This is a genomic window from Cupriavidus sp. GW823-FHT07A04, from assembly GCF_058794615.1.
The window spans coordinates 26,013-47,195 of sequence record NZ_JBXAHA010000036.1 but is presented as its reverse complement, the minus strand read 5'-3'; the positions used below and the strand labels follow the sequence as shown (position 1 = coordinate 47,195).

The 21,183-nt window shown below is 66.4% G+C and carries 21 protein-coding genes; 7 read left to right on the top strand and 14 right to left on the bottom strand.

Going from position 1 to position 21,183, the window contains the following annotated elements:
* Positions 1-194: 194 nt before the first annotated feature.
* The 5 genes from ybeY to AC1Q7Q_RS38985 form a co-directional block, all read right to left on the bottom strand.
* A complete protein-coding gene (gene ybeY / locus AC1Q7Q_RS39005) occupies positions 195-947 on the bottom strand; it encodes an rRNA maturation RNase YbeY (protein WP_183034470.1) in 753 nt (250 codons plus the stop codon).
* A 14-nt stretch (positions 948-961) separates the two neighbouring features.
* Positions 962-1,957: a PhoH family protein gene (locus AC1Q7Q_RS39000; protein WP_043343789.1), complete on the bottom strand. Its 996-nt coding sequence runs from the start codon at positions 1,955-1,957 to the stop codon at positions 962-964.
* Positions 1,958-1,997: 40 nt separating this feature from the next.
* The gene (gene miaB, locus AC1Q7Q_RS38995) at positions 1,998-3,350 is read right to left on the bottom strand and encodes a tRNA (N6-isopentenyl adenosine(37)-C2)-methylthiotransferase MiaB (RefSeq protein WP_492373758.1); all 1,353 of its coding nucleotides are present in this window, start codon (positions 3,348-3,350) and stop codon (positions 1,998-2,000) included.
* 94 nt (positions 3,351-3,444) lie between these two features.
* Positions 3,445-3,825, bottom strand: coding sequence for a hypothetical protein (locus tag AC1Q7Q_RS38990; RefSeq protein WP_492373759.1), 381 nt, complete (start codon positions 3,823-3,825; stop codon positions 3,445-3,447).
* 137 nt (positions 3,826-3,962) lie between these two features.
* A complete protein-coding gene (locus tag AC1Q7Q_RS38985; protein WP_492373760.1) occupies positions 3,963-5,651 on the bottom strand; it encodes a ClcB-like voltage-gated chloride channel protein in 1,689 nt (562 codons plus the stop codon).
* Positions 5,652-5,958: 307 nt separating this feature from the next.
* On the opposite strand from AC1Q7Q_RS38985, the gene AC1Q7Q_RS38980 reads away from it, so the two are divergent.
* Complete coding sequence (locus tag AC1Q7Q_RS38980; RefSeq protein ID WP_492373761.1) at positions 5,959-7,629, top strand: DEAD/DEAH box helicase; 1,671 nt, start codon at positions 5,959-5,961, stop codon at positions 7,627-7,629.
* 33 nt (positions 7,630-7,662) lie between these two features.
* Positions 7,663-8,724, top strand: a complete 1,062-nt coding sequence (locus tag AC1Q7Q_RS38975) for a serine/threonine protein kinase (protein ID WP_492373762.1) — start codon at positions 7,663-7,665, stop codon at positions 8,722-8,724.
* 30 nt (positions 8,725-8,754) lie between these two features.
* On the opposite strand, the gene AC1Q7Q_RS38970 is transcribed toward AC1Q7Q_RS38975, so the two are convergent.
* Entirely contained in the window at positions 8,755-9,192 is a 438-nt protein-coding gene (locus AC1Q7Q_RS38970) for a universal stress protein (RefSeq protein ID WP_183034476.1), read from the bottom strand.
* Between the two features lie 82 nt (positions 9,193-9,274).
* On the bottom strand, positions 9,275-9,682 hold the full coding sequence (locus tag AC1Q7Q_RS38965; protein WP_492373763.1) for a hypothetical protein: 408 nt from the start codon (positions 9,680-9,682) through the stop codon (positions 9,275-9,277).
* Between the two features lie 226 nt (positions 9,683-9,908).
* Here AC1Q7Q_RS38965 and AC1Q7Q_RS38960 point away from each other — a divergent pair, with 226 nt between their 5' ends.
* Both AC1Q7Q_RS38960 and AC1Q7Q_RS38955 read left to right on the top strand, forming a co-directional pair.
* Positions 9,909-11,426 (top strand): M20/M25/M40 family metallo-hydrolase, encoded by a 1,518-nt coding sequence (locus AC1Q7Q_RS38960; protein WP_492373803.1) that lies wholly within the window; start codon positions 9,909-9,911, stop codon positions 11,424-11,426.
* 89 nt (positions 11,427-11,515) lie between these two features.
* Positions 11,516-11,935 carry a carboxymuconolactone decarboxylase family protein gene (locus tag AC1Q7Q_RS38955; RefSeq protein ID WP_492373764.1) on the top strand — a complete coding sequence of 140 codons (420 nt, stop codon included), beginning with the start codon at positions 11,516-11,518 and terminating at the stop codon, positions 11,933-11,935.
* Positions 11,936-12,228: 293 nt separating this feature from the next.
* Here AC1Q7Q_RS38955 and AC1Q7Q_RS38950 read toward each other — a convergent pair whose 3' ends face one another.
* Positions 12,229-12,459, bottom strand: a complete 231-nt coding sequence (locus AC1Q7Q_RS38950; RefSeq protein WP_150993073.1) for a hypothetical protein — start codon at positions 12,457-12,459, stop codon at positions 12,229-12,231.
* Between the two features lie 117 nt (positions 12,460-12,576).
* Positions 12,577-13,518: a LysR substrate-binding domain-containing protein gene (locus tag AC1Q7Q_RS38945; protein ID WP_492373765.1), complete on the bottom strand. Its 942-nt coding sequence runs from the start codon at positions 13,516-13,518 to the stop codon at positions 12,577-12,579.
* A gap of 263 nt (positions 13,519-13,781) precedes the next feature.
* Here AC1Q7Q_RS38945 and AC1Q7Q_RS38940 point away from each other — a divergent pair, with 263 nt between their 5' ends.
* Complete coding sequence (locus AC1Q7Q_RS38940; protein ID WP_492373804.1) at positions 13,782-14,738, top strand: Bug family tripartite tricarboxylate transporter substrate binding protein; 957 nt, start codon at positions 13,782-13,784, stop codon at positions 14,736-14,738.
* A gap of 42 nt (positions 14,739-14,780) precedes the next feature.
* On the top strand, positions 14,781-16,007 hold the full coding sequence (locus AC1Q7Q_RS38935; RefSeq protein WP_492373766.1) for an aminotransferase-like domain-containing protein: 1,227 nt from the start codon (positions 14,781-14,783) through the stop codon (positions 16,005-16,007).
* A gap of 31 nt (positions 16,008-16,038) precedes the next feature.
* Here the strand turns inward: AC1Q7Q_RS38935 and AC1Q7Q_RS38930 are convergent, their stop codons facing one another.
* The 4 genes from AC1Q7Q_RS38930 to AC1Q7Q_RS38915 form a co-directional block, all read right to left on the bottom strand.
* Positions 16,039-16,776, bottom strand: coding sequence for a helix-turn-helix transcriptional regulator (locus AC1Q7Q_RS38930; protein ID WP_492373767.1), 738 nt, complete (start codon positions 16,774-16,776; stop codon positions 16,039-16,041).
* 221 nt (positions 16,777-16,997) lie between these two features.
* Positions 16,998-17,573, bottom strand: coding sequence for a flavodoxin family protein (locus tag AC1Q7Q_RS38925; protein WP_492373768.1), 576 nt, complete (start codon positions 17,571-17,573; stop codon positions 16,998-17,000).
* 83 nt (positions 17,574-17,656) lie between these two features.
* Positions 17,657-18,412 carry an AAA family ATPase gene (locus AC1Q7Q_RS38920; RefSeq protein WP_492373769.1) on the bottom strand — a complete coding sequence of 252 codons (756 nt, stop codon included), beginning with the start codon at positions 18,410-18,412 and terminating at the stop codon, positions 17,657-17,659.
* A gap of 1 nt (position 18,413) precedes the next feature.
* Positions 18,414-19,463: an AvrD family protein gene (locus AC1Q7Q_RS38915; RefSeq protein ID WP_492373770.1), complete on the bottom strand. Its 1,050-nt coding sequence runs from the start codon at positions 19,461-19,463 to the stop codon at positions 18,414-18,416.
* Between the two features lie 231 nt (positions 19,464-19,694).
* Here AC1Q7Q_RS38915 and AC1Q7Q_RS38910 point away from each other — a divergent pair, with 231 nt between their 5' ends.
* Positions 19,695-20,726: a DUF6352 family protein gene (locus tag AC1Q7Q_RS38910; protein ID WP_492373771.1), complete on the top strand. Its 1,032-nt coding sequence runs from the start codon at positions 19,695-19,697 to the stop codon at positions 20,724-20,726.
* 51 nt (positions 20,727-20,777) lie between these two features.
* Here AC1Q7Q_RS38910 and AC1Q7Q_RS38905 read toward each other — a convergent pair whose 3' ends face one another.
* Positions 20,778-21,152, bottom strand: a complete 375-nt coding sequence (locus AC1Q7Q_RS38905; RefSeq protein WP_492373772.1) for a hypothetical protein — start codon at positions 21,150-21,152, stop codon at positions 20,778-20,780.
* Between the last annotated feature and the right edge of the window lie 31 nt (positions 21,153-21,183).

The following is a 21,183-nucleotide window of genomic DNA, read 5'->3' as shown; positions in this document are numbered from 1 at the left end:
CCTCGGGCTTCGACGAAAAGAGCGGCCGGGACCCAAACTCGCATCGCCTTAAGGCGATACTCAGACATGGGTCCCTCGTTTCCGCTCTTTTCGCCGAAGCCCGAGGCGCCCCATACGGCCTAGGTGAACCTTGACGGCTCGCTTCGCATCGCGCTGGGGTGTTCGCCGCCTGGGGGCGGGTCACACGGCTACACCTAGTCCTTGATTTTGATGTTGCCGTCTGCCAGGTACGGATCCGGGAAGCCTAGGGCTTGCAGCGTTTCCGTCTCGATGGCTTCCATTTCTTCCGCTTCGCCATCTTCTTCGTGCTCGTAGCCCTGCGCATGCAGGACGCCGTGCACGATCAGGTGGGCGTAGTGCGCTTCAAGCGACTTTTTCTGCTCGCGGGCTTCCTGCTCCACTACCGGGCAGCACAGGACGATGTCGCCGCTGACCGGGTCGGACTCGTGCTCGGCATAGGCGAAGGTCAGCACATTGGTCGCGTAGTCCTTGCCGCGGTAGCTGCGGTTCAGGCTGCGGCCTTCTTCCTCGCCCACGAAGCGGATGGTCAGCGTCGCATCGGCGTACAGCGCGGACTTGGCCCAGGTCTGGACCTTGCGCTGGGTCGGCAGGCCGCGCTGCCCCTTGATGCCTTCGCCATATTGCAGTGCCAGTTCCAGGGATGGCGGCGTGGCGGGTGTGCCGGTGGTGGTGACCGTAGGCGTGGCGGTAACGGCGACCGACAAGGCGTCGTGGTTGTCCGGGCGCACCAGCAGGCCGGCCTGCTGGCGGTCGTCGGTGTGCTCGGCCAGCAGCGCGACGACGCCGTCGGCGGCTTGCGACAGGTCCACGGTGATGCTGCGGCCGTCAGGCAGTTGCACGCGCAGGGCGTGTGCCTGGGTCTTGCGCGCGCGGCCTTCGGCGTCGAACAGGATCAGGCTGGCGGGGGAGGAGGATTTTGCGTTCACGATTGGGCGTTTGATTAAGCGTCTCGGTGTTGAGCGTGATATTCGTCATAGGCATCGACGATGCGCGCCACCAGCGGGTGTCGCACCACGTCGGTGCTGGTAAAGCGGGTCATGGCCACGCCGCGCACTTCACGCAGCACGTGCTGGGCTTCCACCAGCCCGCTCTTCTGCCCGCGTGGCAGGTCGATCTGGGTGGTGTCGCCGGTGATGACCGCCTTGGAGCCAAAGCCGATCCGGGTCAGGAACATCTTCATCTGCTCGGGCGTGGTGTTCTGCGCCTCGTCCAGGATGATGAAGGCGTGGTTCAGCGTGCGCCCGCGCATATAGGCCAGCGGCGCGACCTCGATCATCTGGCGCTCGAACATCTTCTGCGTGCGGTCGAAGCCGAGCAGGTCGTAGAGTGCGTCGTACAGCGGCCGCAGGTAAGGATCGATCTTCTGGGCCAGGTCGCCGGGCAGGAAGCCCAGGCGTTCGCCGGCTTCCACCGCCGGTCGCGTCAGCACGATGCGCTTGACCGAGTCGCGCTCGAGCGCGTCCACGGCGCAGGCCACCGCCAGGTAGGTCTTGCCGGTGCCGGCCGGGCCGATGCCCAGAGTCAGGTCGTGCGCCAGCACGTTGCGCAGGTAGTCGCGCTGCATGGGCGTGCGCCCGTGCAGGCCCGCGCGGCGCGTGTGCAGCACGGGGGATTCGTCATCGTCGCTGCCGGTATCCGCGCTCGCGCCGTCGGGCACATAGCCGCCGTGCGCGGCGACCTGGCGCGCCTCGACCAGGCCGAGCTGCACGTCGTCGATCGACAGGGCGGTGCGGGCGTTGTTGTAGAAGCGCTCAAGGGCCGCCGCGGCGTCGCGGGCGTAGGCGCCGCGCACGGTCATGCGATGGCCGCGGCGCTGGATGGTGACGTCGAGCGCTTGCTCGATCTGGCGCAGGTTCTCGTCAAGCGGCCCGCACAGGTTCTGCAGGCGGGCGTTGTCGTCCTTGGGGGCGACGAATTCGGCTGAAGGGATTTTCATCTGGGTACGAGTGGCTGCATCGGGCTGCATCGGGCGTGGGTTACTGGCGCACGACGATTTCGCCGCGCAGCGAATGCGGGAAGGCTTCGGTGATGGCCACATCCACCATTTCGCCGACCATGCGGTCGCGCCTGGCCTGGGGCACGCCGGGCAGTGCGAAGTTCACCACGCGGTTGTTCTCGGTGCGGCCGTGCAGCTCGGTTGGATCCTTGCGTGCCGGGCCTTCCACCAGGATGCGCTGCACCGATCCGACCATGCCTTTGCTGATGCGCTGCACGTTCTCCTCGATGGTGGCCTGCAGATGCTGCAGGCGCCGCAGCTTGACCTCGTGCGGCGTGTCGTCGGCCAGGCTGGCCGCCGGCGTGCCGGGGCGCGGGCTGAAGATAAACGAGAACGAAGTGTCGTAGCCGATCTCCTCGATCATCGCCATCAGCTTGTCGAAGTCCGCCTCGGTCTCGCCGGGGAAGCCGATGATGAAGTCGGATGACAGCGACATGTCCGGGCGCAGCGCGCGCAACTTGCGGATGATGCTCTTGTATTCCAGCACGCTGTAGCCGCGCTTCATCGCCATCAGGATGCGGTCTGAAGCGTGCTGCACCGGCAGGTGCAGGTGGTTGACCAGCTTCGGGCAGCGCTCGTACATCTCGATCAGGCGCGGCGTGAACTCCTTCGGGTGGCTGGTGGTGTAGCGGATGCGCTCGATGCCGGGGATCTCGGCCACGTATTCGATCAGCAGCGCGAAGTCGGCGATCTCGCTGGTGCCGCCCATGGCGCCGCGATACGCATTGACGTTCTGGCCCAGCAACGTGACTTCGCGCACGCCTTGCTCGGCCAGCCCGGCGACTTCCGCCAGTACGTCCTCGAACGGGCGGGAGACTTCCTCGCCACGGGTGTAGGGCACCACGCAGTAGCTGCAGTACTTGGAGCAGCCTTCCATGATGGAGACAAAGGCGCTCGGGCCTTCCACGCGTGCCGGCGGCAGATGGTCGAACTTTTCGATTTCGGGAAAGGAAATGTCCACCTGCGAGTGGCCGGTCTGCTGGCGGCGGTTGATCATGTCAGGCAGGCGGTGCAGCGTCTGCGGGCCGAACACCACGTCGACATAGGGCGCACGCTTGACGATGGCGGCGCCTTCCTGGCTCGCCACGCAGCCGCCCACGCCGATCACCAGGTCCGGCTTGACGGCCTTGAGCGCCTTCAGGCGGCCCAGTTCGGAGAACACCTTCTCTTGCGCCTTCTCGCGCACGGAGCAGGTGTTAAAGAGGATGACGTCCGCTTCTTCCAGCGTGTCTGTCTTCTCCATGCCCTGGGTGGCATGGAGCATATCGACCATCTTGTCCGAGTCATACTCGTTCATCTGACAGCCGTAGGTTTTGACGAAGACTTTTTTCATGGTGCCGATCTCAGTGGTTGACCTGGGGGCATCAGGGTTTTATGGGGGCGAAAGATATCCGGGCCTCGGCGCGTCGCCGCGCCCCGGACTACGACTATTGCGCTGCTTTTTGTTCCTGCTCGGTCAGCACCCAGGCCGTCAGCAACTGGCCGTAGAGGTCGAGCTTGAACCGTACCGGCAGCTTCTGGCCGGCCACCGCCCCGATGGGCAGCAACTGGTTGTCCGTGCCGAACAGCCGCAGGCCCGGCGCCACGCCAACGGTCTTGCCGTCCAGCGTGGCCGACTGTGGCGCGCTGGGCGACTGCGCGGCGAGCACCAGCTTGGCCTTGGCCGCGTCCGCGGGGATCACGCGCAACGCTTGCTGCGCATACGCCGTTGCCGGCAGCAGCGCGGCGGGCAAAACAAGCGATGCAGCTAGCAAGGTGGCCCGGACCAAAGCGAAAAAGGCAGGGCGCGCGGCACGGTTGGCTGGCATGAAGGCTCCGGCAGAAACGGTTCGGAAAAAGAAAGCGGATAACGAAAGCGGAAAACGAAAGCGATTCGGGTCTTCTCCCCGGTGGCGCGGGCCGGGCAACCTAATATTCTACCCGGTCGCCCGCCGGCCGCGCGGCGCTAGAACAGCCCGGATGCTTCCTGCAGCACACGCTGCTTGGAGACCGTGCCCATCAGCTCGCGCCCGGCCGTATCGCGGATCAGCGGGATCCGGTTGAGCGCGTGATGGGTGAACAGCCGCAGCGCGTCGGGCAGCCGCGACTCCGGCGTCAGGGTGGGGAAATCGCGTTCGCACAGTGCCAGCAGGCCCGCGTGCGGCCGCTCGCGCAGGGCACGTTGCACCGCATGGATCGACAGCGCGCCCAGCAGGCAGCCATCCGGCCCAATCATATAAAGATAGCGCGTGCCGGTCTCGGCGAACTTGTCGCTGGCCTGCTCCAGCGTGGCCTCGGGGCCGATGACGGTGTCGGTGGCGTCGCACAGCCCGGCCAGCGTCAGCGCCCGCGCGCGCTCCGCGGCGGCGGATGCCTGGGTGCGCTCTGCCACCACGCTGTACAAGGACAAGGTCTGGCAACGCGATGCGGTGTAGTAGGCCGCCGCAGCGCCGATCATGCCCGGCAGCAGCAGCGCCGGGGCCAGCGTCATCTCGAACACCATCAGCACCGACATCAGCGGCGCCTGGCTGGTGGCGGCCAGGAAGGCGGCCATGCCAACCAGCGGCAGCAGCGGCGCGCCGCTGCCGCCTGGCACGGCGGGTGCCAGCAGTTGTCCGAGCGCCGCGCCGACGAACAGCGAAGGCGTGAACACGCCGCCCACCGCACCCGAGCCCATGCTGAGCACGGTGGCCAGCAGCTTGGCCAGCAACACCGCCGCCAGCGATACGCTCAAGGGGTGCGCCTGCAAGATCGACTGGATGGTGTAGTAGCCGTTGCCGACCACCTCGGGCACCCAGATCGCCAACACGCCCACCATCGCACCGCCCAGCGCCAGGCGCGGCACCAGGCCGCCCGGCACCCGGGCAAAGGCACCCTTGGCCAGGCTGGAGGCGCGCATGAAGAGGGCGCCGGACACGCCGGCCAGCACGCCGAGCAAGACCGCCGCCAGCAGCATGGGCGGATGCAGCAGGTCGGCGGGCACGGTCAGGCCGGGGTAGAGCGGCTGCAGGCCGCCATGTAACTGGCTGACCACCGTGCCCGCCACGGAAGCCAGGAACAGCGGCATCAGGCGCTGCACTGCCACTGCGCCGAAAACCACCTCGGCCACGAAGACCGCCGCCGATAGCGGCGTGTGGTACACCGAGGCCAGCCCGGCGGCCGCCGCGCAAGCCGTGAGCATGCGCCGCAGGTTGGTGTCGCCATCCGGCCCGCTGCCGCCGCGCGCGGACGGAAACACCGATCCGCACAGGGCCGCGAGCTGGATCATCGCGCCTTCCTTGCCCACCGAGCTGCCGGTGACGATGGAGCAGAACGAAGACAGCGCGCGCAGCAAGGTGATGCGCACCGGCAGGCGCCCGGTGCCGCTGGCAACCGCCTCCATATAGTCGGAGACGCCTGGCTGCGCGGCGTTGAGCTTGGCTGCCGCCGTCAGCAGCAAGCCCGCGATCACGCCGCCGAGCGTCGGGATCGCCACCCGCCAGATCAGGGCGAGGCCCGCGAATACCGTGACGATATCGGCATGCGTGCCAAACATCACATAGCCGCTTGCGTCCAGCGCCTCCTTGAACAGGGTGGTGACGATGGCCGCGGCAATCCCTACCGGGATGGCAGTAAAGAGGGTGACTTCCTGGTCTTCGATGAACCTGAACCGCATCGTGTCGGCATCCGGGGGCTGGGATGGGCTGGGCCGGGCTGGCGCGCGCCCGCGCGGTGCGTGGGCTCACCCAGGCAGGGGCCAGGCGGGGGATGGCCGCCATCATAGCGCAGCGGCGCGCGCGTCCCTCGGGGCGCAGCGCGCGCGTGAAAGCGCCAGGCTGGTACACTAGCGGTCTTTCCTCCTAAAGAAGCGGGGGCAGTCGCCTCGCTTCGCCGGTCGGTATTTCCGGTTTTCGGTTTTCTCACTCACGTCGCCCCCGCGATTGGCGCACCACATGCGCAAAGGGCGGCCGAAGCGTCAATTCATGTCTTTTTCCGAACTTGGCTTGTCCGACAAGCTTATGCGTGCCGTGGCCGAACAGGGCTATACCACGCCGACTCCGATTCAAGCGCAGGCGATTCCCGCCATCCTGAAAGGGGGCGACCTGCTTGCCGGCGCGCAGACCGGCACCGGCAAGACGGCCGGCTTCACGCTGCCGCTGCTGCAACTGCTGTCCGAATCCTCGGCCGGCCGCGAACCCGCGCGTGGACAGCGCCTGCCGGTGCGCGCACTGGTCCTGACCCCGACCCGCGAACTGGCGGCGCAGGTGGAAGAAAGCGTCCGTAACTACGGCAAGTACCTCAAGCTGCGCTCCATGGTGATGTTCGGCGGCGTGGGCATCAACCCGCAGATCGAACAGCTCAAGCGTGGTGTCGATATCGTGGTGGCCACGCCCGGCCGCCTGCTCGATCACCTGTCCCAGCGCACCATCGACCTGTCGCACGTGGAAATGCTCGTGCTGGACGAAGCCGACCGCATGCTCGACATGGGCTTCATCCACGACATCCGCAAGATCCTCAACGTCTTGCCGCCGAAGCGCCAGAACCTGCTGTTCTCGGCCACCTTCTCCGACGAGATCCGTGGCCTGGCCGACCGCCTGCTGGACAACCCCGCTTCCATTGAAGTGGCGCGCCGCAATACCACGGCCGAAACCGTGGCGCAACGCGTCTACCCGGTGGACCGCGAGCGCAAGCGCGAACTGCTGGCCCACCTGGTGCGCGAGAACGACTGGCACCAGGTGCTGGTGTTTACCCGCACCAAGCACGGCGCCAACCGCCTGGCCGAGCAGCTCGACAAGGACGGCCTGTCGGCATTGGCGATCCACGGCAACAAGAGCCAGTCGGCCCGCACGCGCGCGCTGACCGAGTTCAAGGCCGGCACGCTGCGCCTGCTGGTGGCGACCGATATCGCCGCGCGCGGCATCGACATCGACCAACTGCCCCACGTGGTCAACTACGACCTCCCCAACGTGCCCGAAGACTACGTGCACCGTATCGGCCGTACCGGCCGCGCCGGCGCCGAGGGCGAGGCGATCTCGCTGGTCTGCGTGGATGAAATCTCGCTGATGCGCGATATCGAGCGGCTGATCAAGCGCCAGATCGAGCAAACCATCTTGCCGGGCTTCGAGGTCGATCCGAGCATTCCGGCCGAGCCGATCCAGAAGGGCCGGCAGGCACGCGGCCAGGGCCAGGGCAACGGTGGTGGCGGCCGTGGCCGCGGCCAGGCACCCGCCGGCGGCCAGCCGCGCGGCCGTGCACCGGCAGCGGAAGCTGGCGAGCGCCAGCAACGTCCGGCACGCGCGCCGCAAGGCCGCGGCCAGGCTCCGGCCGCGGCCGATGGGCAAGGCCAGCGCCGCGCGCCGCAGGCACCGGGCCAGCGCCCGGCGCAGGGCAGCGGCCGCCCGGCTTCGGCCGGGCAAGGCAACCCGCGTAACGGTCAGGCCAACGGCAACCGCACCGGCGAGGCCAACGGCAACCGTGCCGCTGGCAATGGCAATGGCAACCGTGATCGCAATGGCGATGTCAACGGCAACCGCGCCGGTGCCAACACCCACGCCGCGCAGCCGCGCACCGGACAGGATCCGGCGGCACGCGGCCGCCGTCCGGCGCCGCAAGCCGCGCTGCTGGGCGGCCAGCGCGCCAAGCCCACGCGCTAACTCCATAACGTTCCCCAACGGCTGCCACGCGCAATGTCCAGTTCAGGGTTTGACCTTCAGGTGCCCGGCGACGGCGGCACGCCCATCGATGGCGATGGCGTGCCCTACGCCAGCCTCACGCCGGACCTGATGCTGGATGCCATGGAGGCCGCCGGGTTCGAGCCGGATGGCCGCCTGCTGGCGCTCAATAGCTATGAGAACCGGGTCTGGCAGGTGGGGATCGAAGGCAGCGCGCCGGTGGTGGTCAAGTTCTACCGCCCCGGCCGCTGGAGCGACGCCGCCATCCTGGAAGAGCATGCTTTCGTGCGGCAACTGGCCGACGCCGAGATTCCGGCGGTGCCGGCCATCGCGCGCGACGGCGCCACGCTGCTGGCGCATGCGGGTTTTCGCTTCGCGGTGTTTCCCCGCTGCGGGGGGCGCGAACCGGAGCTGGATCGTGCCGATACGCTGACCTGGCTTGGCCGTTTCATCGGCCGCATCCATGCGCTCGGCGCCACGCATCCTTACCAGGCACGCCCCACCATCGACGTGGACACCTTCGGGGTGGCCCCGCGCGACTGGCTGCTGGCGCAAGACTGTATTCCCCTGGAACTGCGCCCGGCTTGGCAGGCGGTTGCCGACCTCGCCGTGGATGGCGCTCGCCGCTGCTTCGAGCGCGCGGGCGATGTCGCGCAGTTGCGCCTGCATGGCGATTGCCATCGCGGCAATGTGCTGTGGATCGAGGAGTCGCATGCGGGTTCGCGCCCACCCGGGCCGCACTTTGTCGATTTCGACGATAGCCGCATGGGGCCGGCGGTGCAGGATCTGTGGATGCTGCTGGAAGGCGACCGCGCCGCCCAGCAGGGCCAGATGGCCGACATCCTGGCCGGCTATGAGGATTTCGCGGAATTCCAGCCGCGTGAGCTTTACCTGATCGAGGCGCTGCGCACGCTGCGCCTGCTGCATTACAGCGCCTGGCTGGCCAGCCGCTGGCGCGATCCGGCCTTTCCGGCGGCATTCCCGTGGTTTGGGACTGCCCGCTACTGGCAGGACCGCATCCTCGAGCTGCGCGAGCAGGTCGCGCTGATGGACGAGCCGCCGCTCTGGCCGGTCTGACCCGGCGCCGGCCAGCCCAGGCCGGCTGCCTTACTTCTTGCCCGGGGCCTTGACCAGGACGACCGGGCACGGGGCGTGCGCCAGCACCCGTCCCGCCACCGAACCAATCACCGCATCGAAGAACGAGCCGCGGCCGTGCGTGCCCATGACGATGCCGCGTGCGTCCACGCTGGCGGCGTAGGCGACGATGCGCTCCGGCGCAAAGCCGTGCAGCGCATGTTGCTCGAAGGCGATGCCCGCGGCGCCGAGGATGTCGGCCACGGACTGCATGGCCTTACCGCTTTCTTCCTGATGCCAGGCGTCGATGGTTTCCTTGCTGACGAAGGCGCGTACCTGTCCGGTGACATCGGGCGTCACATGGACCACATGCACGGTAAAGCCGCTTTGCAGCAGTTTGCCTTCGGCGATAAAGCGAGCGGCTGCGTCGGAAAAGGGCGAACCGTCGGTGGCGAGCACGATGTTGGTCATGGCGGCTATCTCCTATAGTGGCTGTGATCGTTGTCGGCATGGCGGCCCCCGCCGGGTGGCTCGGGGGCGGTCACTACTGTCATCATGGCACCCTGCGGGCAACCTTGCCTGGATCCAGATCAAGTCCGGGCGCAATCGCCGGCACCTTCCATGAGCCTTCCAATTTCCCGTTTTGACGGTTTTTTTGCACCGTGCCGTGGCATCTCAGCGCCTTTTTGATGCGGGGAAATCTACGCTGCAGATAGGACAACTCTGTCGGATGTTCCGGCTTGCCGCCATGTGGATCTACTATCGGTTGGCGATCGGCGCGCTGGCCATGCTCGCGCTGATCCTGCTTTTTGCCATGGAATTCGGGCTGGCCAGTGCCATTGCGCGCCGCGAGGAGGGCTTTTCCCGGTCGCCCGATGAGCAGGGTCCCTGAAGGTGCCTGCGCGCTGCCGGGCCCGATGAAGGCGCGCCGCCAGGGGCGCCGTGCGTGGACAAGTTGCATGTAGCGGTTCAGACTGCCGGGTGCGGGCCGCGCGGCTGTCTCGCGGCCCGCCCGTCGTATCCGTCGCCATGCACTTTCCTATCCAACAAGAGCCATGAGACTACGTTCCCTTGCCCGCGCGCCTGGCAGCGCGCCGCATTGCGCCCCCCTGCATACCCATTCCCATACCTTCCAGTCCCCCTTGCGCAGCGCTGTCCGCGCGACCGTGTGCAGCGCCCTCGGCGCCATGCTGCTGGCCGCTGGCGCGCACGCCGCCACGCTCGACGGCGTGCAGCTGCAGCAGCACGCCGATCAGGCCGCGGCGCGCAGTTACCGCGAATGGGTCGAGTTGCTGGCGCTGCCCAACGACGCCACCGTGCCGGCGGATATCCAGAAGAACGCGGACTGGCTGGTCAAGGCCTTCGCCCGGCGTGGCTTCCAGGCGCGCGAGCTGCCCAATAACGGCAAGCCGATGGTCTACGCCGAATACCCCGCCAGCACGCAGCAAAGCGCTGGCCCGCGTAAGACCGTGCTGTTCTACATGCATTTCGACGGCCAGTCGGTAACGCCGTCGCAATGGGCGCAGCCCAGCCCGTGGGAGGCTACGCTCAAGGCGCGCAGCGCCGATGGCAAGTGGGAAACGCTGCCGCTGGACAAACTCTACGCCGGCCAGGTCGATCCCGAATGGCGCGTGTTCGGGCGTTCGTCGTCCGACGACAAGGGCCCCATCGTGATGTTCCTGGCCGCCATGGATGCGCTCAAGGCCGCCGGGGTGGACCCGGCGGTCGATATCAAGGTGCTGCTGGATTCCGAGGAGGAGAAGGGCTCGCCGTCGCTGGGCAAGGTGATCGCGGACAACCTGGCGCTGCTGCGCAATGACGGCATGGTGATCTTCGATGGCCCCATGCACCAGAGCAACCAGCCCACGCTGATCTTCGGCAACCGCGGCGTGCTGCTGGTGCAGCTCAAGGTATTCGGCGCCAGCCAGGGCCTGCACAGCGGCCACTACGGCAACTATGCCGCCAACCCCGCGCAGCGGCTGGCAAACCTGCTCGCCACCATGAAGGACGACGACGGCCGCGTCACCATTGCCGGTTACTACAAGCCGGTAAAGATCGATGAACGCGCGCGCCGCATCATGGCCGCCGTGCCAGACGACGAGGCCGCGCTGCGCCGCCGCCTGGGCATCGCGCGCGCCGAGCGCGTTGGCGCCAACTACCAGGAGGCCATGCAGTACCCCACGCTGAACGTGCGCGGCATGGCCGCCGGCGACGTGGGCGAGAAGGCCCGCACCATCATTCCGGAAGTGGCGGTGGCCGAAATCGATATCCGCACCGTGCCGGAGACCAGCCCGCAATCCCTGTTCGGCCTCGTCAGGCAGCACGTGGAAAAACAGGGCTACCACCTGGTCAAGGGCGAGCCTACCGACGACGACCGCGCGCGCTATCCCAAGCTTGCTTCGGTCACCGCGGGCGAGGTCTCGGCCTCCAGCTCCGCCGCGCGCACGGACCTGTCGGCGCCGATCAGCCGGTGGCTCACTCAGGCTATGCAACAGTCCTACGGCAAAGCGCCGGTGCAGATCCGAATGATGGGTGGCACCGTGCCGACCGGCGCGGCGGTGCAGGCGCTGCAGGCGCCGTTCGTGATCGTGCCGCTGGTCAATGCGGACAATAACCAGCACAGCTACGACGAGAACATGCGGTTGGGCAATTACCGCGATGGCATCCGTACCGTGATGGGCATCCTGCAGACACCGTTCAAGTAAGGGGCAACGCCGTAGGCCGCAGGCGCCGCGTATCCGCCAGGACGCGGCGTGCCTGCCCAATGACCCATGCAATCACAGGAGATAGCAAGATGACGCAAGCCAGGCAAGATCCCGCCGCCTACGCGCAAACGCCGGCCTTCGAAGCCGGCCGGCAGGTACGTTCGGAAGTCATGGGAGAACAACACGTGCAGCGCGCGTTCGACGCCGCGCAACAGCAGGGCGATGTCGGCCTGCAGCAACTGGTGACGGAGTTCGCCTGGGGCACGGTGTGGACGCGTGACGGCCTGGACCGCAAGCAGCGCAGCCTGGCCACGGTATCGATGCTGATCGCGCTCAACCGGCCGCAGGAACTGACCGGCCATCTGCGCGGCGCCCTGGCCAATGGCGTGACGCCGCTGGAATTGCGTGAACTGGTGGTGCACAGCGCGGTGTACTGTGGCTTTCCGGCGGCGCTGGACGCCGGGCGCAAGCTGGCCGAAGTGCTGGAGGCTGCCAACGTGAAGGGCTAAGTGGGCGGTAGCAGGCGGGAGCAGGCTTGTGGCAGATGCACGGTGCGGATTCAACCGGAATCATGCCAAATGCGCGGCGCTTGCCTTGCAAGCGCTTAACCGCCCAGGCGCGCAAGCGTGTCAGTCCTAACGCTGCAGCGCCTGCGCGGCGAAGCTCACGAGGTAGCCGCTGCCCAGGCAGGCGGCGATCCATCCGGCGAGGATCAGGGCGGTGTCTTTGACGGTCATGATGCGTTCCTGCTGTCTGTGCAGTCTGTGCTGTCTGTGCTTTCCGTGCAGCGCTTGCTTGATGCTCACACGGAGAAACCGAACGGATAGTCGTGCTTGACCGTGCGGGCGCCGTCGCTGAACGCGTCGACCTTGCGCGCGCCATCGGTATAGGCGTCGGCCGAGCGGTGCACGTAGCCGTAGTTGTCGCCGGCGTGGGTGCCGCGAGCGTCCGCGGCAAAGGCGGAGTTCAGGGAGAGCAGGGCGGTGCCGGCGATGGCGGCAGCGAGGAACAGGCGGGCGGTGGTAATTCTCATGATCTATCTGCCTTGTTGAAATTGGGAGAACATGTTCCGTCTCCATGTGACAAAGGATAGATCTGGTACGGGATCGATAAGGGTCCCTGTATCGTATTCGATATTCAAATTTTCTGATTAAACGTCCTGTGCAAGCCCCGGGGCCCGCCCCGAGGCCTGCCGCGCGGCAAAATCCTGCGCCGCCGCCAGCAGCCAGGTCCGCAGGCGCGACATCGCATCGCTCATTGGCCGCGAGTCCGGCGCCACCAGGTAGTAGGCGCGCTGCGAGCGCATGGCCTGCGCCACCGGCATCACCAGCAGGCCCAGCGCCAGGTACTCCTCCACCAGGAAGCGCGGCACCAGGCCCACGCCCAGCTTGGCGCGGGCGGCGCTGATCACCATGCTGTGGTGGTCATAGCGCGTGCCGCGCATGGCGTTGACGTCGCCCACACCGGCCGCCTCCATCCAGTTCTTCCAGTCCAGCCGGCGCGTCGACAGGTGCAGCAAGGGCGCCTGCGCGATGCGCTGGGCGCTGACCGGCCCTTCGCCGGCAAACAGCTCAGGATGGCAGATCGGCACCGATTCTTCATCGAACAGCGGGTCGGCGCGGCCGCCCGGATAGTTGGCTTCGCCGTAGTGGATGGCAGCGTCGTACGGCGTGCCGTCGAACAGGAACACATCCGCTTGCGCGCTGAAGTTGACCACCACCTGTGGATGCTGCGCGTAGAACGCCGGCAAGCGGGGGATCAGCCATTCCACGGCCAGGGTCGGCACGCAGGCCAGTTCCACGATACCGCCCGCGCCCTCGTGCGCCATGATGTCCAGCGTGTCGCGCTGCAGCTTTTGCAGGCTTTCCCGTACCTGGTAGCCGTAGAGCGATCCGGCCGGCGTCAGGCTGACACGCTGGTTGGCGCGGTGGAACAGCGCCACGCCGAGCTGGCTTTCCAGTGTGGCGATCTGGCGCGAGACGGCGCTCTCGCTCAGGCAGAGTTCCGCCGCGGCCCGGCGCAGGTTCTGGTGTCGGGCGGCGGCTTCGAAGGCGCGCAGGCTGCTGAGGCTGGGAATGCGGGAGGCGCTCATGGGGCGAGTGGCAGGGGGCGGTTGACTTGGGCATCTCACTGGCACCCCAGTTTGATGCATGAAAGTCATCATCCTATGCGTAAATCTCGCTTGATGTAAAAAAGTTGATGACTAAAAATGCCGAACTCCCGGAATGTTGCCTATAGGCCTTCCGGCGTTCCCCGCCCCCCAAGAGACCAGAGACGGGACATCACAACCAATAAGGAAACGAGGAGACCGGCATGAATCGACTGCTTCGCATCATCGGCCATTGCGGCATTTCAATGGGTTTGCTGGCCGTGACCGCGGCCACGGCCAATGCGGACGACTTCCCCAACAAGCCGGTCCGCATCATCGTGCCGTATCCGGCCGGCGGCACCACCGACATGGTGGCGCGCATGATCGGCGACCAGCTTACCGTGATGTGGAAGCAGCCGGTGCTGGTGGACAACCGTCCTGGCGCCGGCGGCATCGTTGGCACCGGCGTGGCGGCCAAGTCGCCGGCGGATGGCTACACGCTGCTGATGGGCTCGGTCGGCGAGTTCGGCATCAATCCCACGCTGTACAAGAAGCTGCCCTACGACGCCGCGGCGGACTTCGTGCCCGTTTCGCTGGTGGCCAAGGTGCCCAACGTGGTGGTGATCTCGCCGGCATTTGCCGAGCGCGCCCGCGTGACCACGCTGGCGGAGTTCATCGCCTACCTCAAGGCCAATCCCGCCAAGGTCAACATGGCCTCGGCCGGCAACGGCACGTCGACCCATCTGGCGGGCGAGCTGTTCCAGCGCATGACCGGTACGCAGATGAGCCACGTTGCCTACAAGGGCAGCAGCCCGGCGCTGGCCGACCTGATGGGCGGCAGCGTCGACGTGATGTTCGATAACTTGCCCGCATCGATCCAGTTCGTCCGTGCCGGCAAGCTCAAGGCGCTGGCGGTTACCTCCGCAGCTCGTTCGGCGGCGCTGCCCAATGTGCCCACCGTGGCAGCGGCCGGGCCGGTCGAAGGCTTCGACGCCAGCCCGTGGTTCGGCCTGTTTGCGCCCAAGGGCCTGCCCGCCGCGATTGCGCAGAAGATCAGCCGCGACCTGGCACGCGCCACCAGCGATCCCGCCATCCAGGCCAAGCTGCGCGAGCAGGGCGCCGAGCTGGCGCCGAACTCGCCGGAAGCGTTCGCCGAACTGGTGCGCAACGATCGCCGCAAGTGGGGCGAGATCGTCAAGCTCTCCGGCGCCACCGTCGATTGATCGACTGATCGACCGATCGACTGATCCCACACCGAGCCTCTCATGAGCACGCCAGTCCATCCTTACGCGTTCGCGCCGGCCATGCGGGAGCCGCAAGGCTCGCCCATCCGCGAGCTGTTTCCCTACATGAGCCTGCCGGACATGATCTCGTTCGCGGGTGGCTATCCCTCGCCGGCCAGCTTCGATGCCACCGCGCTGCAGGATGCCGCGTCCAAGGTCATGGCCACCAATCCCGCGCAATGCCTGCAGTATGGGCCGACCGAGGGCATGCCCGCGCTGCGCCAGGCATTGTCCGCGCTGATGGCGGAGCGCGGCGCGCCGTTGCCGCCCGAGCAGGTCGTAGTGACTTCGGGCTCGCAGCAAGGCTTCGACCTGCTGGTGCAGGCCTTTGTCGCGCCGGGCACGCCGGTGTGGGTGGAAACGCCGACCTATCCCGCCGCCGTGCAGGCGCTGCGGCTCGCCGGCGCCGCCGTGCGCGCCATCCCTTCCGACCAGGACGGGCTGTGCGTGCAGGCCCTTGCCACCATGCTGGCGGATTGCCCCGACGCCGAACGGCCGCGCCTGCTCTACCTGGTGCCCACCTTCGCCAACCCGAGCGGGCGCACGCTGGCGCTGGCGCGCCGCCGCGCCGTGCTCGCGCTCGCCGCGCAGCACCGCATCGTGGTGGTGGAAGACGATCCCTACGGCAGCCTGCGCTTTGACGGCGAGCCGCTGCCCTCGCTGCTGTCTCTGGCCGCGCAGGAGCCCGCGCTGACACCGTGGGTGATCTATCTCGGCAGCTTCTCCAAGACCATGGCGCCCGGGCTGCGCCTAGGCTGGATGGCCGGGCCCGCCGAAATCCTGCGGCGCGCGGTGATCGCCAAGCAAGTCTGCGATCTGTGTACCTCGCCGTGGCTGCAGCTCGCCATGGCAAGCTGCCTGGCGGACGGCCTGCTGCCCCGCCAGACCGCGCGCATCATCGACCTTTACCGCCACAAGCGCGACCTGATGGTGCAGGCCCTGGCCGATGCGTTCGGTTCCGCGCTGCGCTGCGAAACCCCGCAAGGCGGCATGTTCCTGTGGTGCGAGATCGACGGCGTGGCCGACGCGGCCAGCCTGCTGCCGCACGCCATCGCGGCGCGCGTGATGTATGTGCCGGGCGCCAGCTTTGGCGTGGACGGACAGCGCTCGGCCGCGCTGCGGCTATCGTTCGCCACCGCGTCCGATACGCAGATCGTGGAAGGCGTGGCGCGTTTGCGGCAGGCGGTAATGTCCAGCCAGGGCGCTTAGCCAGAACCGCTTCGCTTCATGAAACGGCCACTTAGCGGGATATCGCCACCTGCCGGTTCCTGGCATCCAGTTTGCGCAGGATGTGTTGAACCTGGGTCTTCACCGTCCACTCGCTCTTGTTGAGGATACGTGCGATTTCCCAGTTGGTCTTGCCTTGGCGGAGCCAATGGAAGACCGCTTGCTCCGCTTTGGTGAGGGATCGTACGGCCGCGCTCGCGGGATTGCCGCTCCCTCTGAGATGATGGATCTTGACGAGAGCTTCGTGGACCCCGAGGGCAACCGCCTCGGCATGGTGCTCGTGGTGAGCGCGGCGCGCCGTATCCACGCCGAACAGCGCGAAATAAGACGCCAGCCCGCGGTCCGCATCGACGTGCCCGTGGAGAAAAAGATTGCCAAGCGCGTATTGCTTGAATAACGACGCCAATGCCACGTTCTCGCCGGCCATGTCCGGGCAGAAAAACTGAGGAGTGCGCGCCAGGATCCAGTGCGAAAAAACCGGGCAGCCCACGCCTGGGCTACGCGTAACCTGTTGCAGGTAGGCCTCCGGCACGCGAAAGGTGAACGTTTCGAGTGGCCTGACCCCCAAGGTATGTTTGGTGGTCAGGCCGAATGCGGACATCTGGTGCGGGATCAGTTCATTGAGCCAGGTGCGTGACCAGTGCAGGAAGCTATCCGGATCCGCAATCGCGGCGGACCGCATGGACTGCTGAATCTCCCGGCCACGGCTGGAAGGTGCTTTCACATAAAGCGCAGACGCATGCATGTCCATCGTTGTCGCTCCTTAAGCACCTGCCCTTGCGCATTGGATGCGCACGGTGGGTTGGATGGGTAGGGACGGAGCGCGCGCCGGGTGAGCGATGTGTCGTGTCCGCCGATCGTTATGGAGGCGCATGCCACAACCGCTGGTGCCGGCGCCGAAGTACCCGGAAATCATCGTCCGGGCATGTCCTCGGGTCAAGCGGATAATTCTCGAACTTGGCCCGCGCTCAATCAGCGCGTGCCGTAGATGAACCGGGTGGCAATTTCGGCGACTTGCTTGCCCAGTGCCTGAGCCGTATCGCGATCGCATTGCGGCGGAGCGACATCGGGCGATTCGTCCGCATTGGCCTGGGCCATGGCGCCCAGGAAGCCGCCGACCCGGTTCAGGTCCCGCGGGGTTCCCTGGCTGGTGTGATAGCCGGGCATCGTACCCAGCGGTACCCAGATCATGGCGTGTTGCGCGGCAAAGATCGTCATTTGCATCAGGGTGTTCAGCTTGTCCCCGCTCCAGCATGCCGAGCAAGTGAACCCGGCCGCAAGCTTGTTACGCCAGCCCTGCGACGCCCAGACGACGGAGGAGTCATCCATGAATCGCTTGAAGTCGGCAGGGACGTTCCCCATGAACGTGGGGGCGCCAAAGATGATTGCGTCGGCCTGGTCGAGTTCGCTCCAGCGGCTGTTCACCTCAGAGACAGGAATGAGGCTTGTGGTTGTGTTGGCGATCGACTGCGCGCCCACTTGGACCGCATGGGCGAGCACGGCGGTGTGGCCTGCGTTACTTTGATAGACGATGGCAATCCTGGGCATGGGGAACTCCTTTTTGCGTTGTTGGCGGTGGGAAACTGGAAGGCAGAAGACTCGGCCTCGGCCCGCTGGGCGTTGTGAATGCTCTACAAGGTGCTCAATCCGCGCACCAGGCGATGGCGCCAGTCCATGCCTTCACGGAACGACTGATGGCGGGCGTTGCTCTCCTGCTCGATGCGTGCCGCGTTGGCGCGGGCCATGGCGATGGCGTCGGGGATGCTGCATAGGTGCGGCCATCCATAGAGCGCTGTAATTTGCGCGAGTCTCTGTTCGATCGATCCGCCCACCACGCGGCAGGGAATGCCAAGCGCCTGCAACCTCTCCAGCAACATGCGCTCCGTCATGCGGCGAAACGCTTCCGAGACGGGGCGATGGCCGTCGTCGGTCATCGGGAACTCGATCGGCAGGTGGATCACCTCCTCATACGAGGCGCGGGCGTGCGCCTCCACCGCGTGCATGAGTCGCTCAAAGATGTGTTCATGCGTGGGGCGATAGCGCAAGCCCAGTAGCTTGCGCAGGCCACGGGTTAGTGGCCCATTGGCGGGATTGATCCCCGCGATCAGGCGGCCTCGGGCATAGATCCACTCGTGCAGGCAGGAGCCGTCCGAAATGTAGGTGTCTCCGCACAGGTGCTCGGACACGACACGCTCCTTGAACCGCCACAGGCAGAGTTCCATCAGTTCGGGAATGCTGCACTGCTCAAGCACCTTGCCCGGTAGCGCTTCCGGCATGATTTCGCGCATGGTGCGGGCATTGGTGCGGGGAATGCCGGTCAGGTAACCCAGGGCATCGGTCGTGGTCGACTTGCCGGTGGAGTAAGTGCCGGAGATCACGATGCGCATGTCAGTCCCTGCTCGCAGGCGGGGCATCTTCTTCCGTCGCGGGGAGGTGGTGGGCGAATGTGAAGGTGGCGGTCATTGTGCCAAGCTGGCATAGGAAGCGGAAGACGGACCAATTGCATCCATTCGCGCGCCTGCGCTTGTGGCTCAACGTGTGCAGCTCGATCAATTGCTGGCGGCGGACCTTGCAGGGCACGGCGGTGCTGATAATGAAATCCCGCATCCAGAGCGTATTGCTCCGGGTTCGTGAAATCCTGTCTTTCTGGTAGATGACGGCTTGCGCCATCTGGGCGCAAGCCAATACGAACTCCACATTGGAAAGCGTTCGGTAGACGGATGTAGGGGCACTGAAGATGGTCTCCGCGATGGCATGGCCGTCGTCGGGACTGAGCATGAGATGGTGCAGATCGATCCCGTAGACGCCGCCGATCGCCAGCCTGCCGGCTACCGATTGCGGCGCATCGTGTTCGAGCATTCCGGTGTTGTCGACGTGTGTCGCATCGTTGCGCGGCTGCCCGTTGTGGGTCAGGGTCACCGCCAGTTCCATGCCGCCAAGCTGCAGTTCAATCCGCGTGGAAAAGCGGTAGAGCGAGCGGCGATCCTTGAGCGGCTCGGTGACAATGCGATGGATGGCATAAGGCAGGGCGTCGAGCTGTTCATCGGGTGCATTTCCACTGCGAATCTCACAGCGATTGATCAGCACTTCAGGCTCGGACGGACTTGTCGAGAATCGCTGAGCTACCGCCCACTCGGAGAGCACCGCGCCCAGATGGGTTGCGTCCACTGTCGAGAGATGCGGCGGCGCCGTAGCGCCGGTGGACTTCCTGGACCAGTCCTGAGGATAGATGACCGCAACCTTGCCCTGGCATGGCAGCGCTGCGATGTCGGTGCAGGGCGCTATCACGCGATACTGGACGCGCTTGAATCCGGATCCGAAGTAGCGTTGTTCTCGCGGGCCCAGCAACTGATCAATGTCGGCAAAGTGGCGTGACTGTCCGCGCTGGGACGGGTGTTGCCGTGCGTGATTGGCGTCAGCCCTGGCGCTGAAGTGCATGGTTCGCCCCGTGAATTGTGCAGGAGGGAGAGTATCTGCGCGGGCGGTTTGCAGCGTACATACTCTGGTCGGAGTATTGCGCTCGGCAATCAAGTGCGGTCTGTGCGGGTTCTCCCAAGCGAGCCGCGCAATGGCCGCGCGCCAGGAAACTGGTTCTTTTCTGCCAAGGCGCAAGGGGCTCGCTGCCGCGGCCTATGGGATACTGAGGCTCCCCTTGTTTGCTAACCCACCATGGTTGAATCCATCCCCGCCCGCTGGCCCCATTCCGGCTTCGACTCCGCTGCGCGCGACGGTGACGGCCAGCTGCTGGCCAGCGACCACCTGCTGCGGATGTGGTGGCGCCGCCCGGAGGTAGCACCGGTGGACGAATCTTGCGACGCCGAGCGAGCGCTGCATGCTGCGTTGATCGCCGAGCCACGGCGGGCCGTGCCGGCCAGCGAGCTTGCCGCCTTGCAAGACCCCGATGCCCGCGACAACTACGCCGTGGTGCTGGCCATGCGCGAGCGCCTGCTTGCCGCGCCGACCATCGAGGCGGCCTATCTGGATATTTTCCGCGAGGGCAACGTCAGGGTGCCGCCGGTCTTTATCGACCAGCTTGCGCACCTGATCGTGCACGGCATCCTGCATGACAGTGACAAGCCGGATCCGATGGAGTGGCGCGCCGCGGAGTTGTTCTCCCGCGCGCAGAAGGTCTCGCTGCAGGAAGGCGGGGTGATGCTGGCCGATGCCGACACCGTCGAGCTGCACGCGTCGGGCAGTGTCTACGGCGAGCTAGGCCGCATGCTGGCCGAAGCGCAGGTCCCGGCGCGCAAGGTGGAACTGGATGTGCTGGATCGCGATAACGCGCAGGCTTACTGGGGACGCAGCGAGCGCCACGACACGGTGATCCGCTTCGCCAGCGGCAGCGCGGCGCTGGCTGCGTTCAGCCGCGTGCTCGCGCGTTGGGTGCGGCATTTCTTCGGGGTGGAGGTGACGGTGATGCCGCTCTCCGCGATCGAGGACCGGCAGTGGGCCTGGCATATCGGGCTGGACGCGCAGGCCACGCTGTTGCTCAATGACCTGTATCGCGGCGTGGAACTGGAGCCGCAGCGGCAGCGGCGCATCTTGTCGCTGTTCCGGCTGGATTTTGCCGATCCATCCGTGGTGCGCCCGGATGTGGCTGGCCGGCCCGTCTACCTGGCGGCGGCGATGAACGAGGCCGGGATCCTCAAGGTGAAGCCGCAGAATCTGCTGCTGAACCTGCCTCTGGCCTCGATCTCATAGCCGCTGGCCGCAGGAGCACCACGACCAGCAGGAGGAGCCACGTCCGCGCCATCAACGGCGCCATTCGCGGTCGCGGTCATGGTCGTGTTCGTGCCAATCACGCTCGCGCCGATCGCGTTCACGCCACTCGTGTTCACGCCATTCACGTTCGCGCCAGGCGCGCTCGCGCATACCGGGGCCGTAGTAGCCGGGGCCATAGTAACCCGGGCCTGTCACTACCACCGGCTGGGGCTGCACATACACCGGGGCCGGTTCATAGACTGGCGCGGCCCGGTACACGGGGGCTGGCTGGTAGACGGGAGCCGGCGCGACAAACACCGGGCCGGGCATGCCGATGCCGATGTCCACATCCACGCGCGCGAATGCGGCGCTGGATGCAAGGCCTGCAACAGCAGCAATGACGCAAAGGGTGGCAGTTTTCCGCACGGGTGGCTCCGGTTAGTGATTGGCTCCACTG

What these genes read in the sequence shown, in the direction of transcription:
- AC1Q7Q_RS38930 (WP_492373767.1), bottom strand. Translation starts at nt 16,776, where the DNA reads ATGGACATGCATGCGTCTGCGCTTTATGTGAAAGCACCTTCCAGCCGT.
- AC1Q7Q_RS38985 (WP_492373760.1), bottom strand. Translation starts at nt 5,651, where the DNA reads ATGCGGTTCAGGTTCATCGAAGACCAGGAAGTCACCCTCTTTACTGCC.
- AC1Q7Q_RS38960 (WP_492373803.1), top strand. Translation starts at nt 9,909, where the DNA reads ATGCTGCTGGCCGCTGGCGCGCACGCCGCCACGCTCGACGGCGTGCAG.
- AC1Q7Q_RS38925 (WP_492373768.1), bottom strand. Translation starts at nt 17,573, where the DNA reads ATGCCCAGGATTGCCATCGTCTATCAAAGTAACGCAGGCCACACCGCC.
- AC1Q7Q_RS38920 (WP_492373769.1), bottom strand. Translation starts at nt 18,412, where the DNA reads ATGCGCATCGTGATCTCCGGCACTTACTCCACCGGCAAGTCGACCACG.
- AC1Q7Q_RS38965 (WP_492373763.1), bottom strand. Translation starts at nt 9,682, where the DNA reads ATGCAACTTGTCCACGCACGGCGCCCCTGGCGGCGCGCCTTCATCGGG.
- AC1Q7Q_RS38955 (WP_492373764.1), top strand. Translation starts at nt 11,516, where the DNA reads ATGACGCAAGCCAGGCAAGATCCCGCCGCCTACGCGCAAACGCCGGCC.
- AC1Q7Q_RS38945 (WP_492373765.1), bottom strand. Translation starts at nt 13,518, where the DNA reads ATGAGCGCCTCCCGCATTCCCAGCCTCAGCAGCCTGCGCGCCTTCGAA.
- miaB (WP_492373758.1), bottom strand. Translation starts at nt 3,350, where the DNA reads ATGAAAAAAGTCTTCGTCAAAACCTACGGCTGTCAGATGAACGAGTAT.
- AC1Q7Q_RS38940 (WP_492373804.1), top strand. Translation starts at nt 13,782, where the DNA reads ATGGGTTTGCTGGCCGTGACCGCGGCCACGGCCAATGCGGACGACTTC.
- AC1Q7Q_RS38980 (WP_492373761.1), top strand. Translation starts at nt 5,959, where the DNA reads ATGTCTTTTTCCGAACTTGGCTTGTCCGACAAGCTTATGCGTGCCGTG.
- AC1Q7Q_RS38975 (WP_492373762.1), top strand. Translation starts at nt 7,663, where the DNA reads ATGTCCAGTTCAGGGTTTGACCTTCAGGTGCCCGGCGACGGCGGCACG.
- AC1Q7Q_RS38935 (WP_492373766.1), top strand. Translation starts at nt 14,781, where the DNA reads ATGAGCACGCCAGTCCATCCTTACGCGTTCGCGCCGGCCATGCGGGAG.
- AC1Q7Q_RS38915 (WP_492373770.1), bottom strand. Translation starts at nt 19,463, where the DNA reads ATGCACTTCAGCGCCAGGGCTGACGCCAATCACGCACGGCAACACCCG.
- AC1Q7Q_RS38910 (WP_492373771.1), top strand. Translation starts at nt 19,695, where the DNA reads ATGGTTGAATCCATCCCCGCCCGCTGGCCCCATTCCGGCTTCGACTCC.
- AC1Q7Q_RS38970 (WP_183034476.1), bottom strand. Translation starts at nt 9,192, where the DNA reads ATGACCAACATCGTGCTCGCCACCGACGGTTCGCCCTTTTCCGACGCA.
- AC1Q7Q_RS38950 (WP_150993073.1), bottom strand. Translation starts at nt 12,459, where the DNA reads ATGAGAATTACCACCGCCCGCCTGTTCCTCGCTGCCGCCATCGCCGGC.
- AC1Q7Q_RS39000 (WP_043343789.1), bottom strand. Translation starts at nt 1,957, where the DNA reads ATGAAAATCCCTTCAGCCGAATTCGTCGCCCCCAAGGACGACAACGCC.
- AC1Q7Q_RS38990 (WP_492373759.1), bottom strand. Translation starts at nt 3,825, where the DNA reads ATGCCAGCCAACCGTGCCGCGCGCCCTGCCTTTTTCGCTTTGGTCCGG.